This window comes from Methylobacterium sp. OAE515 (assembly GCF_041806315.1).
In the GTDB taxonomy this organism is placed as follows: Bacteria; Pseudomonadota; Alphaproteobacteria; order Rhizobiales; family Beijerinckiaceae; genus Methylobacterium; species Methylobacterium tardum.
Window position 1 is genome coordinate 6,179,003 of record NZ_JBGMUV010000001.1, and the last position, 12,410, is coordinate 6,191,412.

The 12,410-nt window shown below is 70.6% G+C and carries 12 protein-coding genes; 5 read left to right on the plus strand and 7 right to left on the minus strand.

What is annotated here, in order from left to right; translation table 11 throughout:
• Positions 1 to 113: 113 nt before the first annotated feature.
• The gene (locus tag ABIE45_RS30025) at positions 114 to 1,562 is read left to right on the plus strand and encodes an amino acid permease (RefSeq protein WP_192707864.1); all 1,449 of its coding nucleotides are present in this window, start codon (positions 114 to 116) and stop codon (positions 1,560 to 1,562) included.
• 148 nt (positions 1,563 to 1,710) lie between these two features.
• On the opposite strand, the gene moaB is transcribed toward ABIE45_RS30025, so the two are convergent.
• Positions 1,711 to 2,268, minus strand: a complete 558-nt coding sequence (gene moaB, locus ABIE45_RS30030) for a molybdenum cofactor biosynthesis protein B (RefSeq protein ID WP_192707863.1) — start codon at positions 2,266 to 2,268, stop codon at positions 1,711 to 1,713.
• Positions 2,269 to 2,405: 137 nt separating this feature from the next.
• Here moaB and maiA point away from each other — a divergent pair, with 137 nt between their 5' ends.
• The 4 genes from maiA to ABIE45_RS30050 all read left to right on the plus strand — a co-directional run bounded on the left by maiA (position 2,406) and on the right by ABIE45_RS30050 (position 5,176).
• Complete coding sequence (maiA, locus tag ABIE45_RS30035; RefSeq protein ID WP_192707862.1) at positions 2,406 to 3,053, plus strand: maleylacetoacetate isomerase; 648 nt, start codon at positions 2,406 to 2,408, stop codon at positions 3,051 to 3,053.
• 117 nt (positions 3,054 to 3,170) lie between these two features.
• Complete coding sequence (locus tag ABIE45_RS30040; protein ID WP_192707861.1) at positions 3,171 to 4,502, plus strand: NAD(P)/FAD-dependent oxidoreductase; 1,332 nt, start codon at positions 3,171 to 3,173, stop codon at positions 4,500 to 4,502.
• Between the two features lie 54 nt (positions 4,503 to 4,556).
• Positions 4,557 to 4,868, plus strand: coding sequence for an EthD family reductase (locus ABIE45_RS30045; protein ID WP_192707860.1), 312 nt, complete (start codon positions 4,557 to 4,559; stop codon positions 4,866 to 4,868).
• Entirely contained in the window at positions 4,865 to 5,176 is a 312-nt protein-coding gene (locus ABIE45_RS30050; protein ID WP_192707859.1) for a hypothetical protein, read from the plus strand. The genes ABIE45_RS30045 and ABIE45_RS30050 overlap by 4 nt, the downstream gene beginning before the upstream one ends.
• A gap of 149 nt (positions 5,177 to 5,325) precedes the next feature.
• On the opposite strand, the gene ABIE45_RS30055 is transcribed toward ABIE45_RS30050, so the two are convergent.
• The 6 genes from ABIE45_RS30055 to hpnA all read right to left on the minus strand — a co-directional run bounded on the left by ABIE45_RS30055 (position 5,326) and on the right by hpnA (position 12,360).
• Entirely contained in the window at positions 5,326 to 6,024 is a 699-nt protein-coding gene (locus tag ABIE45_RS30055; protein WP_192707858.1) for a phosphorylase, read from the minus strand.
• Between the two features lie 224 nt (positions 6,025 to 6,248).
• Positions 6,249 to 8,246 carry a squalene--hopene cyclase gene (shc, locus tag ABIE45_RS30060; protein WP_192707857.1) on the minus strand — a complete coding sequence of 666 codons (1,998 nt, stop codon included), beginning with the start codon at positions 8,244 to 8,246 and terminating at the stop codon, positions 6,249 to 6,251.
• Positions 8,247 to 8,289: 43 nt separating this feature from the next.
• Positions 8,290 to 9,591: a hydroxysqualene dehydroxylase HpnE gene (hpnE, locus tag ABIE45_RS30065; protein WP_192707856.1), complete on the minus strand. Its 1,302-nt coding sequence runs from the start codon at positions 9,589 to 9,591 to the stop codon at positions 8,290 to 8,292.
• Complete coding sequence (gene hpnD, locus ABIE45_RS30070) at positions 9,591 to 10,442, minus strand: presqualene diphosphate synthase HpnD (RefSeq protein WP_192707855.1); 852 nt, start codon at positions 10,440 to 10,442, stop codon at positions 9,591 to 9,593. The genes hpnE and hpnD overlap by 1 nt, the downstream gene beginning before the upstream one ends.
• Positions 10,439 to 11,335, minus strand: coding sequence for a squalene synthase HpnC (hpnC, locus tag ABIE45_RS30075; RefSeq protein ID WP_192707854.1), 897 nt, complete (start codon positions 11,333 to 11,335; stop codon positions 10,439 to 10,441). Before hpnC ends, hpnD begins: the two co-directional genes overlap by 4 nt.
• Positions 11,332 to 12,360: a hopanoid-associated sugar epimerase gene (gene hpnA / locus ABIE45_RS30080; RefSeq protein WP_192707853.1), complete on the minus strand. Its 1,029-nt coding sequence runs from the start codon at positions 12,358 to 12,360 to the stop codon at positions 11,332 to 11,334. The genes hpnC and hpnA overlap by 4 nt, the downstream gene beginning before the upstream one ends.
• Positions 12,361 to 12,410 lie beyond the last annotated feature (50 nt).

Genomic DNA, 12,410 nt, shown 5'->3' on the forward strand with positions numbered 1-12,410 from the left:
CCACGTTGTTGTCGGTCACGCCTCCTCTACAACACCCTGACCGGGGTGGAAGATTTGCCGTCTCTGCACCGCGCGAGAACGCTGACCCGCTTCCGCCCTGAAAGGATGGTGCCATGGATTCGTCAGGCCTGATGGGGCGCAAATCGGTCGACGACATCCTCGAGAGTGGCGAGGGCGAGCAGCAGCTCTCGAAATCGCTGGGCGCCCTCTCGATCACCGCGATGGGCATCGGCGCGATCATCGGCGCCGGCATCTTCGTCCTCACCGGCACGGCCGCCGCGCAATATGCCGGGCCGGGGATCATGCTCTCCTTCGTGCTCGGCGGCATCGCCTGCGCCTTCGTGGGCCTGTGCTACTCCGAGATGGCGGCGCTGATCCCGGTGGCCGGGTCGAGCTACACCTACACCTACGCGACGCTGGGCGAGTTCTTCGCGTGGCTGATCGGCTGGGACCTGATCCTCGAATACGCCATGGGGGCGGCGACCGTGGCGGTCGGCTGGTCGGGCTACGTGACCAGCATCCTCAAGGATGTCGGGATCGTGATCCCGGCGCAGTTCGCCCACGCCCCCGGCACGCCGATCGACGGCGGTGGCACCGCCCTGTTCAACCTGCCGGCGGTGCTGATCGTGGCGCTGATCACGATCCTGCTGATGCGCGGCACCAAGGAATCGGCGCGCTTCAACAACATCATGGTGGCGGTGAAGCTGACCGTCGTGGTGGCCTTCATCGCGCTGGGCTGGGGTCAGGTGAACACGGCGAACTGGCGCCCGCTGATGCCGGACAACAACGGCACCTTCGGGCATTTCGGCGCCAGCGGCATCCTGCGCGGTGCGGGTGTCGTGTTCTTCGCCTTCATCGGCTTCGACGCGGTCTCGACCGCCGCACAGGAGGCGCGCCGGCCCCAGAAGGACATGCCGATCGGCATCCTGGGCTCGCTCGCCGTCTGCACCATCCTGTACGTGCTGGTGGCGGCCGTGCTCACCGGGCTCGTGCCCTACAAGGACCTGAACGTCCCCGACCCGATCGCCAAGGGGGTCGACGTGATCGGCATCGGCTGGTTCGCGATCCTGATCAAGCTCGGGGCGCTGACCGGCCTGACCACGGTAATCCTGGTCCTGCTCTACGGCCAAAGCCGGATCTTCTTCACCATGGCCCAGGACGGCCTGCTGCCGAAGATGTTCTCCCACGTGCACCCGACCTACCAGACGCCCTATCGCAGCCAGGCGCTGATCGGGGCCATGGTCGCGCTGGTGGCCGCCCTGGTGCCGATCAACATCCTGGGCGAGATGGTCAGCATCGGGACGCTCGCCGCCTTCATTCTGGTCTGCGGCTCGGTGATCTACCTGCGGCGGACGGACCGCCACATGAAGCGCCCGTTCCGGGCGCCCGCGGTGCCGGTGGTGCCGATCCTCGGCATCCTGTTCTGCCTGCTCCTGATGATCGGCCTGCCGCTCGACACGTGGCTGCGGCTCGTGATCTGGATGGCGATCGGGCTCGTGATCTACTTCTTCTACGGCCGGAAGCACTCGGTGCTGCGCCGCAAGGAGGGGAACGCGGCGTAGCGCGCCGGGCTGGTTCCGCAGCACAGCCCCGTCGTTCCGGGATGCCAATGGCGAGCGCGGAATCCGGAACCACCGAGCGTGAAGGTTCTGGCAGGGTGCGGCACTGGCTTCCGGGCTCCGCTGCACGGCCTCGGACAGACGGTTCGGGTCACACGGTGATGCTCGCCCCGCGCCGCAGGTGCTCGTCGAGCCGCGGCATGATCTCTACGAAGTTGCAGGGCCGGTGGCGGTAGTCGAGCTGCTGGGCCAGGATCCCGTCCCAGGCATCCCGGCAGGCGCCCGGCGAGCCCGGCAGGACGAAGACGTAGGTCGCCTGCGCGACCCCGGCCGTCGCCCGGGATTGCAGGGTCGAGGTGCCGATCTTGTCATAAGAGATCCGGTGGAACACCGCCGAGAAGCCGTCCATCCGCTTCTCGAACAGCGGCTCCAGCGCCTCCGGGGTCACGTCGCGGCCGGTGAAGCCGGTGCCGCCCGTGCTGATCACCACGTCGATTCCCGGGTCGCGCAGCCAGCACTCCACCTGCCCGCGGATCGCCGGGATCTCGTCGGGCACGATGGCGCGGTCGGCCAGCCGGTGACCCGCCTCCGTGAGGCGTTGGGTCAGCGTGTCGCCCGAGCGGTCGTCCTCAGGCCGGCGCGTGTCCGAGACGGTGAGCACCGCGATGTTGAGCGGGATGAAGCGGCGGGCGTCGGGCTGGTCGGCCATGGCGGGGTCTCTCCGGGACAGGCATCCGATATGGGCTGGCCCGATCCGGTTGTCGCCCCCGACCCGCCCGTCCCGGGTCTTGCCGCGGGGCGAAAACTCGGCTGTGCTCTTCCGGCCTCGTCGGAGATCCTGTCCCCATGCACATGTACGGCAACTGGCGCTCCGCCGCCGCCTTCCGGGTGCGGATCGCGCTCAAGCTGAAGGGCATCGCCTACGAGGAGACCTTCATTGATCTCGACGCGGGCGACCAGCACAAGCCGGAATTCCGGGCGATCAACCCGCAGGGGGCGGTGCCGGCCCTGTTCGACGGCGACGGTCCGCCCCTCACCCAGTCGCTCGCGATCCTCGACTACCTGGAGGAGACGAAGGGCGGCGTGCGGCTCCTGCCCGAGGAGCCGCGGGCCCGGGCGCGGGCGCGCTCCCTGGCGCAGGTCGTCGCCTGCGATACCCACCCCCTCTACGTGCCGCGGGTGCGCACCTTCCTGATGGAGCATTACGGCCTGCCCCGGGAGCGGATGCTCGACTTCCTGCGCAACGCTTTCGAGACCGGCCTCAGGACGCTGGAGACGCGTCTCGGCACCGAGCCGTGGACCGGCCGCTTCTGCCAGGGCGACGCGGTGAGCCACGCCGATCTCTGCCTCGTCAGCCTCTGGGTCGGGACCGGCATCTTCGGCATCGACACGGCGCCCTACCCGACCGTGGCGCGGATCGCCGAGGCCTGCCTCGCCCTTCCGGAGGTCGCGGCGGCACATCCCCTGCGTCAGCCCGGCGCGCCCGGCGCGTGATCCGCCACGCGCGCACTGGTCACGTGGGCGGGCGGCAGGCAGATGTGGCAATCCGTTACCCAGGACGTGTAAGCAGGCCGGCGTTTTAATCCCGGTTCGGGGGAAGAAAGAGTGTCGATGGCATCCGTCGAGAACGAGTCCGGCCTGCATCGCATCGTCGTCGTGGGCGGCGGCGCGGCTGGATTGCAGCTTGTGACGAAGCTCGGCGACAAGCTCGGGCGCGGCAAGCGCGCCCATGTCACCCTCGTCGACCGCGCCCGCACGCATATCTGGAAGCCGCTGCTCCACGAAGTCGCGGCGGGCAGCCTCGATGTCGGCCATCATGCGGTGGATTACCTGCATCATGCCCACATGCACGGGTTCCGCTACCGGATCGGCCGCATGACCGGGCTCGACCGGGAGGCGCGCACGATCCAGCTCGCGGCGAGCTACGATTCCGAGGGGCGCGAGGTCACGCCGGAGCGCGCGGTCCCGTACGATACCCTCGTGATGGCGGTGGGCTCCACGACCAACGACTTCGGCACGCCCGGGGTCGCCGAGCACGCCATCGCCCTCGACACGCAGGACCAGGCGGTGCGCTTCCACCAGCGCCTCGTGAACGCGTCCCTGCGGGCGCACACGCAGGTCGGTCCAGTCCGCCCCGGCCAGCTTCACGTGACGGTGATCGGCGCCGGCGCCACCGGGACCGAGCTCGCCGCCGAGCTGCACCGGACCCTGCGCCACGTGGTCTCCACGGGCCTCGACAGGATCGACCCGGGCAAGGACATCCGCATCACCCTCGTCGAGGCCGCCGACCGGATCCTGCCGGCGGTGCCCCAGCGCCTCTCGGCGGAGGTGATGCAGCTCCTCAACAAGATCGGCGTCGACGTCCGCGTGAAGGCGCGCGTCACCGAGGTGCGGGCCGACGGCGTGCAGCTCGCCGATGGCACCTTCATCCCGTCGGAGCTGGTGGTCTGGGCGGCCGGCGTGAAGGCTCCGCCCTTCCTGCAGGGCATCGGCGGGCTGGAGACAACGCGGACCAACCAGCTGGTGGTCACCCCGACGCTGCAGACCACCCGCGACCCCGACATCTTCGCGCTCGGCGATTGCGCCTACCTGGTGGAGGTCGGCTCGGACACGCCGGTGCCGCCGCGGGCCCAGGCGGCGCACCAGCAGGCGAGCCATCTCGTCGGCCAGATCCAGGCCAAGATCGACGGCAAGCCGCTGAAAGCCTTCAAGTACAAGGATTTCGGATCGCTGGTGTCGCTCGGCGAGTACTCGACCGTCGGCAGCCTGATGGGCTTCGTCCGCGGCAAGAACATGCTGATCGCCGGCCTGTTCGCCCGGATGATGTACCGCTCGCTCTACAAGATGCACGAGCGGGCGCTCCACGGCACTGCCAAGACGGCGCTCGACACCATGGCCCGCGCGCTCACCCGCCGCACCGAGCCGCGCGTGAAGCTGCACTAGCTTGAGCTGCGAGCCCGGGAGATCCGGGCCGTTTCCACAGGGAGGATGGACCCGATGATCCTGGTCAGCGTGATGTACCCGGCCGGCCCGAGCTTCGACATGGGCTACTATCTCGGCCACCACATGCCGTTGGTGCGCGAGCGCTGGTCGTCGCTCGGCCTCCACGAGGCGAAGGTGGTCAAGGGCGCCGGCACGCCGGACGGCGGCACCGCGCCGTTCCAGGTCATGGCTTTGCTGACCTTCGAGTCGGTGGAGGCGTTCAAGAAGGCCGTGGCCGCCCATGGCGAGGAGATCTTCGCCGACATCCCGAACTTCACCCCGGCGCAGGCCCAGGTGCAGATCAACGACTTCGCGGAGAGCCCGTGATCGACATCGTCAAGGCGGTGCAGGAGGCCGATCCGAGCCTCGGCACCTATGTCATCGTGCTGCGGAGCGACTCGCGGGCCCTCGACGGGCCGGAGCGCTTCACGCCGGACGCGCAGGCCTGGCTCGCCGCCAATGCCCCCGGCGGCCGCCTCGCCCGGGTGACGATCCAGCTCGCCCCCTACCCGGGGGCGGCGCCGGCCGAGCGCGCCGTGACGGTGGCGGCCTTCGCGGAGGCCCGGGAACTCGCCGCCTTCGCTACGACCTGGACCGGCGATCCGCTGCCGGAGGAGACGGACGACCCGGCCTGAGCCGGATCGCCGGGTCTCGTTGTCTCGCGATCATCACCAGCGCAGAGACGTGACCCAGGACGGCGCGCCCTCAGCGAGCGTCGCGCGTCCCCGGGCTGCTCCACTCCGCTCGCACAGACGGCAGCGCTAAACGCGGCGACCCGAACCGGTCAGCTCTGGGCCGCCGGGATCCCGAGGGCCGGCCCGAGGCGCGCCCGGCACTGGCCGAGCGCCGCGAAGGCGGCGTTCGAGTCGCGGGCGAGCCGCATCAGGTCTCCCAGACGCGCCCGGCCGCGGGCGAAGGCGAAGAACACCGCGGCGATGTCGGGCTCACCATCCGCCGTGAGCGCCTGCGCGGCGAAGGCCGGCAGCGCCTGGCCGGCCGGATCGCAGATCACCCGCAGGACCGCGAAGGGCAGGCCGTGCCGCCCCGCGAAGGCCGCGGCCACGTGCGATTCCATGTCGACGGCCGCCGCGCCGGTCGCGGCGCGAAGCTCGGTCTTGCCGTCGACCGACAGGACGGCCGTGTCGACGCCGGCGAGATCCGCCGGGATCACCCGGGGCCCGACATCCGACAGGGCGTTGAGGAGCACGGCCGACAGGTCGAGATCGGCGGCGCGCCGCCCGTCCTCACCGACGACGCCGGTGCCGACCACCACGTCGCCCGGCTTCAGCGAGGGATCGAGGCCGCCCGCGATCCCGAAGCTCACCACGGCCCGGCAGCCGGGCGGCACGCGGGCATCGAGGAGCTGGCGCAGCCGGTGCGGATTGCCGCCGGCCCCCACGGCCTCGACCCCCTCCCCGGCCGCCATACGGCGCTCGCGAGCGAGGCCGGTGACGGCCAGGACGGGTGCGGTCGGGTCGATCATGGTCCGCTGGTGGACCAGTCCGGCAAGGTCTGCAAGCAGGCGCGAGCGCCGCGGGGCCCCAGAGGGTTGATCCGGTACGGGGCGGGATTCACCCTGTCCCGCGGGATCGCTGTCAGAAGGGGCCACGTGTCGGATACCGGGGCTCGCGGGTCGATCACCAGGACGGTCGAACGCGCCGCGATCCGGCTCGGGTGGAGCCGACCCGTCGGGCCGGCCCCATCACATCACATGCCGAACTGGACGCGCCGGCTGTTGCCACGCTTCAGGTTGCGGAAGCGCGCCATCGCCCAGAGCGGGAAGAACTTCGGGTAACCATGATACCGCAGGTAGAACACCCGCGGGAAGCCCGTGGCGGTGTAGCGCTCCTCCTTCCAGAACCCGTCCGCGCCCTGCGTGCGGGTGAGAAAGTTGATGCCCCGGGTCACGGCCGGGTCGTCGACTGCGCCCGCGGCCATCAGGGCGAGCAGCGCCCAGGCGGTCTGCGAGGCCGTGGACGAGCCGGGCTCGAAGGCCGGATCGATCTTGTACGAGGAGGCGTCCTCGCCCCAGCCGCCATCCGGGTTCTGGATGCGGATCAGCCACGAGACCGCCCGCTGGATCCGCGGATCGGCCGGATCGACCCCGGCGGCGTTGAGGGCGCAGAGCACCGACCACGTGCCGTAGATGAAGTTCATGCCCCAGCGGCCGTACCAGGAGCCGTCCTCCTCCTGGTCATTCAGGAGGTAGTTCACGCCGCGATCGAGCGCCCGGGAGGTCTCGCGGGTCTCGCCGAGCTGCGCCAGCATCCCGACCACGCGGGCGGTCACGTCCGCGGTCGGCGGATCGAGCAGCGCGCCATGATCCGAGAACGGGATGTGGTTGAGGTACATGTGGTTGTTGTCGGCGTCGAACGCCGCCCAGCCGCCATCCTCGGACTGCAGCCCCTCGACCCATTCGCGGGCGCGGGCGATGGAGGCCTTGTAGTCCGGCATGCCGGCGACGAGGCCGTGCTGGTGCATGGCCCGGTCCATGGCCATCACCACCACGGCGGTGTCGTCGAGGTCGGGGTAGTGGGCGTTGGCGTACTGGAACGCCCAGCCGCCGGGCCGGACCTTCGGCTTGCGCGCCGCCCAGTCGCCGACGATGTCGAGCACCTGCCGGGGCTTCAGCCAGTCGAGGCCGGCGCGGGCCTGGGCCTCGGCCTCGGGGCCGCCGGCCTCCAGAAGGGCATGGCTCGCCAGCGCCGTGTCCCAGACCGGCGAGACGCAGGGCTGGACATAGGCCTCGTCGGCCTTCTCGACGACGAGCTTCTCGATGGCGTCGCAGGCGACGCGGACCTGCGGGTGATCGGGGCGGTAGCCCATCACCTCGTACATCAGCACCGAGTTGACCATGGCGGGGAAGATCGCCCCCAGGCCGTCCTCGCCGTTCAGGCGCTCGCTGACCCAGGCACGGGCCTTCTCCATGGCCCGCTGCCGGCTCTTGCGCGGCAGGTGATTCTCGACCCGCTGCAGCACCCGGTCGATGAAGCCGAAGATCGGCGTCCACGGCCACGTGGCGTGCGGGGAGCCCGGCCAGGTGCGCACGCTCTCGGGCGGCGTCACGAACAGCTCCTGCACGCTGATCCCGCGCGGGTTCCGGGCCCGCGGCTTGGTCGCCTGGAGAACGAACAGCGGCACCACGGTGGTGCGGGCCCAGTAGCTGATCTTGTCGAGGTGGAACGGGAACCACTTCGGCAGGAACATCACCTCGACCGGCATCACCGGCACGGCGCGCCACGGCACCTCGCCGTAGAGCGCCAGCATGAAGCGGGTGAACACGTTGGCGTTGGCGGCGCCGCCGCGGGACAGGATGCCCTCGCGCGCCCGGCGCATGTGCGGCGCCTCGATGTCGTCGCCGATCATCTTGAGGGCGAAATACGCCTTGACCGTGCAGCTCATGTCGAACGGCCCCTCGTGGACGAGGGCCCAACCGCCATGCCGGCCTTGCGTGCGGCGCAGGTAGTTGCCGATCTTGGCCTCGAGGCCGTCGGCGACCTGCGTGCCACGGAAATGGTGGAACAGCACGTACTCGGACGGGATCGTCGCATCCGCCTCGAGCTCGAAGCAGATATGCCCGTCGTCATGCGCCAGGGCGGTCAGTGCGCGCGTCGCATGCGCCACGCCGCGCTCGACATCGTCGAGCGAGATCCCCTGCGTCTTCGAGCGCTGCAGCGCCTCGACTTTGCTTACGGCCTCTCTCATAATCCTCGCCTCGAACGGCCGCCTTCCGGCGGACGCGCATGCCTCAAGCTGCGCCGCGCATACCATTTCCGGCACGCATGACAGAACCCGCGCGCAGCACACGCGCGGCAGTCTTGCCCGAGCGAATCGCTCCCTCGATCGTCGACGGCAGGCCGGTGGCTGTCCAATCGCCTGCCAGGACGAGATTGTCGTAGGCGGTTTCGGCCCCCGAGCGCCGCGCGGCTTCCGCCGGCGTCGCCGCGAAGGTCGCACGCTTCTCTTTTACGATCTGCCAGCTGGGCAGTTCCGGTGCAAGATTGCACAAGTGTGCGATCTCGGCCCAGATCTGGCGCGCGAGGTCTTCCCGGGGCACGTCGAGCAGCCGGTCGGCACCGCTGATCGTCACCGAATAGCGGTCCGGATAAGCGAAAAGCCACTCTGTGAGCGCGTTCACCACGCCGAGAACGAGCGGGCTGCCGGGCTTCGGCGCGAGCGCGAAATGCGCGTTCACGATGGAGCGGAATTCCACCGGGGCGAGGAGACCGGGCAACACCTCGCGGGCCACCCAGGGCGGCAGCGCGAGCACGATCCCGTCCTCCGGTCCGATCGCCTCGGCGCCGTCCGAGAACTGGAGCTGCGCGACGCGGCCGTCGGCAACGTCGAGCCCGCGCAGGCGCCGGCCCAGGCGCATCTGGCAGCCGCGGGCCGAGAGGTAGCGCACGGCCGGATCGACGAACGCGTAAGACAGGCCCTCCACCGCCACCAGGGGACGGCACGCCTTGCCCCCCGCACCGAGGGTCTCGCGCAGGATGCGGGCGGCCAGCCCGACATCGCTGTCCCGCGGCTCGGTGTTGAGCGCCGCGAGCAGCACCGGATGCCACAGCCGGCGATAGAGGTCGCCCTCGCAAGCCATGTGGGCGCCGATCGTGCCGCCCGCGCCGTCCGGCTTGCCGGAGGCGGCACGCAGGATCCCGAGCGGGGCGAGGTAGTCGCGAGCCCGGGTTCCGGGCACGCGGCGCGACGGGCTCATCACCCACCAGGGCAGCCGCCCGGCATTGGGGCGCAGGCGCCAGCGCTCACCGGTCTTCAGGTCGGCGAAGTCGAACTCCGCCGCGTCCGGGCCGACGAGGGCGTCGGCGGGCGCGCCGACGGTCTTGAGGAGACCCAGGGCGTCGGCATTGCCGGAGAGCAGCAGGTGGTTGCCGTTGTCGATCGTCAGGCCCAGCGCCGGATCGTAATAGGAGCGGCAGCGCCCGCCCGCCTGCTTGGCGGCCTCGTGCAGCACGACCTGGGCGCCGGATTCGGCCAGCGCGACAGCGGCGGACAGGCCGGCCAGACCGGCGCCGACGACGTGGACGGTTCCCATCAGATCAGGCCATGCCGGAGGACGACGCCGAGGAGCGCCAGCTTGCCGGGCTTGACCCTGGCGCGGGGCATCGCCCAGCCGCGTTCGAGGACCGCCTTGAGATAGAGGTGGTAGGCCGCCGCCATCAGGCGCGCGGCCTTGGTCGCCTTGCGCGGGCTGCGCCGGATGATCTCCCAGGTGGCCTGATAATGCTCCTCGGCCTCGCGCGCGAGGGAGAGGCAGACCTCGCCGATGCGCGGGTGGCTGATCGCCTCGACCGGGGACGGTTCGTTGAGCCCGATCGCCTGGAGCTTCTCGCGGGGCAGGTAGAGGCGGCCGCGCTCGGCATCCTCGTCGATGTCGCGGAGGATGTTGGTGAGCTGCAGCGCCCGGCCCTGGTGCCAGGCCAGCCGGATGCCGTCCGCCTCCGGCATGCCGAAGATCCGCACCGACAGCCGGCCGACCGCGCTCGCGACCCGGTCGCAATAGAGGTCGAGGGTGTCGGCGTCTGGGGCGACGATATCCTTCACTGCATCCATGGCCATGCCGTCGATGACCGCCTGGAAATCCTCGCGCTTCAGGCCGAAGCGGCGCACCGGCTCGACGAGGTCGCGGACCCGCGGCGCCGGACGGCCGGCGTAGAGCGCGTCGATGTCGGCGCGCCAGCGGTCGAGCTCGGCCTGTCGGACCGCGCGGGTGCCGCCATCGTCGGCGACGTCGTCGACGGCGCGGCAGAAGGCGTAGACGGCGTACATCGCCTCCCGCCGCTCCTTCGGCAGCAGGCGCATGGCCGTGTAGAAGGAGGAGCCGGCGGCCGGAAGCGCCGGGGCGGTGCCCTGCTCGGCGGGCGCGGGGGTCGCGGTGGCGCTCACGAACGGCTTCCTTGAGCGGCGGCCCGGACGGTCCGACCCCGGAAGGGCCGGCGGGCCAGAGTGGCGGCGACGGCGCCGAGCGCCGTCAGGGCGAAGGCGGCCTTGCCGTGATGGACCTTCTCGGAAAGCGGATCGCGCTCGGTCAGGCCCTTGGCGAGCACGACGGCGAGCCGATGAATCGCGGCGATCTCCAGGGACAGGCGCACATCATCGATCAGGTCCGGCAGGACCGCGCCCTCGTCGAGGAGGTCCAGGCATTTCTGCGCCAGCTCGCGGATCACGGCCCGAAGCTGCGGCGGCGCCTTGGCCTCGCCGAGCATCGCCACGTTGGCGTCGTGGCGGTCGAGGGCGTCCTGCGGGATGTAGACCCGGTCGAGACCGGCGAAATCCTTCCCGCAATCCTGCAGGTGATTGATGATCTGGAGGGCCGCGCAGATCGCGTCGGACGGCCCCCAGACCCGGGCCGGATCCTCGCCATGCACGTCGAGGACGAAGCGTCCCACCGGCATGGCCGAGTAGCGGCAATAGTGGATCAGCTCGTCCCAGTTCGCGTAGCGGTTCTTGCGCGCGTCCATCCGGAACGCGTCGAGCAGCTCCAGGGCATGGCGCGGCGGCAGCGCCCGCGCGGCGAGCTCGCGCTTCAGCGGCTCCGCCTCCAGGTCGGACGGGCCGGCACCGGTCAGCGAATCGGCCAGGCGATCGAGGAGCTCGATCTTGCGCTCGGGCGACAGCGCGGCATGATCGGCGACGTCGTCGCCGGCGCGGACGAAGTTGTAGAACGCCAGGATCGCACCCCGATGGCGGGGATGGATCAGGTGCGAGGCGACGGGGAAGTTCTCGTCACGGTGGCCCTTGCCGGAGCGCGTCGCGGTGGCGGAATCGAGGCTGCTCATGCGAGGTACCCCGCTTCGCGGAACCACGTGATCGCGTCGGACAGTCCCTCGCGATAGGGCCGGGCCGTGTAGCCCAGCTCGGCGCGCGCTTTCCTGTCCGAGAAGAACATCCGGTAGCGCGACATGCGGATCCCGTCGATCGTCGCGAAGGGCTGCTTGCCGGTGACCCGGGCGGCGAGCTGCGCGAAGAACGCCACCGGGTAGACCGCCGCCCGCGGCAGGTTCACGGTCGGCGGCTTGCGGCCGACCATGCCGGCGATGTCGGCGAGCATCTGCGACAGGAACACATCCTCGCCGCCGAGGATGTAGCGCTCGCCGATCCGCCCCTTGCGAAGCGCCAGCAGGTGACCCTGGGCCACGTCGTCGACATGGGCGAGGTTGAGCCCGGTATCGACGAAGGCCGGCATCTTGCCGAGCGCCGCCTCCTGGATGATCCGGCCAGTGGGCGTCGGCTTGACATCTCGGGGGCCGATCGGCGTCGACGGGTTGACGATCACCGCCTTCAGCCCGTCCCGGGCGACCATCTCCTCGACCACGCGCTCGGCCACGACCTTGCTGCGCTTGTAGGCGCCGATGGCGGTCTCGGGCGTCAGCGGCATGGTCTCGTCGGAGGGCGTGACGCCGTCGGCCGGCGGCCTGATCGTCGCGACGCTCGACGTGTAGACGACCCGCTCGACGCCGGCCTCGAGGGCCGCGCGCATCATCAGGCGCGTGCCGTCGCGGTTGGTGCGGACGATCTCCTCCATGTCCGGCGCCCAGAGCCGGTAATCGGCCGCGGCGTGGATCAGGTACCGCTGGCCGCGCATCGCCGCCGCCACGGCAGCCGGGTCGCGCATGTCGCCCTCGGCGATCTCCACGTCGGTCCAAGTGAGGTTCCGGCGCGGGCTGGAGGCGCGCACGAGGATGCGCACCGGGAAGCCGGCCCGGCGGAACACGTCGACCAAGGCGGATCCGAGAAAGCCGCTCGCGCCGGTGATCAGCACGGGTCCGATCTCGGAAGAGCCGGGGGTTGTGGCCTCTGCCATCACGGATCTGGAGGGTTACCGAAAACCAGCGCGGCCGGGGATCCCCAGCC

Excerpts from the sequence above, each read along its gene's own strand:
- ABIE45_RS30025 (WP_192707864.1), top strand. The coding sequence starts at position 114 with ATGGATTCGTCAGGCCTGATGGGGCGCAAATCGGTCGACGACATCCTC.
- moaB (WP_192707863.1), bottom strand. The coding sequence starts at position 2,268 with ATGGCCGACCAGCCCGACGCCCGCCGCTTCATCCCGCTCAACATCGCG.
- maiA (WP_192707862.1), top strand. The coding sequence starts at position 2,406 with ATGCACATGTACGGCAACTGGCGCTCCGCCGCCGCCTTCCGGGTGCGG.
- ABIE45_RS30040 (WP_192707861.1), top strand. The coding sequence starts at position 3,171 with ATGGCATCCGTCGAGAACGAGTCCGGCCTGCATCGCATCGTCGTCGTG.
- ABIE45_RS30045 (WP_192707860.1), top strand. The coding sequence starts at position 4,557 with ATGATCCTGGTCAGCGTGATGTACCCGGCCGGCCCGAGCTTCGACATG.
- ABIE45_RS30055 (WP_192707858.1), bottom strand. The coding sequence starts at position 6,024 with ATGATCGACCCGACCGCACCCGTCCTGGCCGTCACCGGCCTCGCTCGC.
- shc (WP_192707857.1), bottom strand. The coding sequence starts at position 8,246 with ATGAGAGAGGCCGTAAGCAAAGTCGAGGCGCTGCAGCGCTCGAAGACG.
- hpnE (WP_192707856.1), bottom strand. The coding sequence starts at position 9,591 with ATGGGAACCGTCCACGTCGTCGGCGCCGGTCTGGCCGGCCTGTCCGCC.
- hpnC (WP_192707854.1), bottom strand. The coding sequence starts at position 11,335 with ATGAGCAGCCTCGATTCCGCCACCGCGACGCGCTCCGGCAAGGGCCAC.
- hpnA (WP_192707853.1), bottom strand. The coding sequence starts at position 12,360 with ATGGCAGAGGCCACAACCCCCGGCTCTTCCGAGATCGGACCCGTGCTG.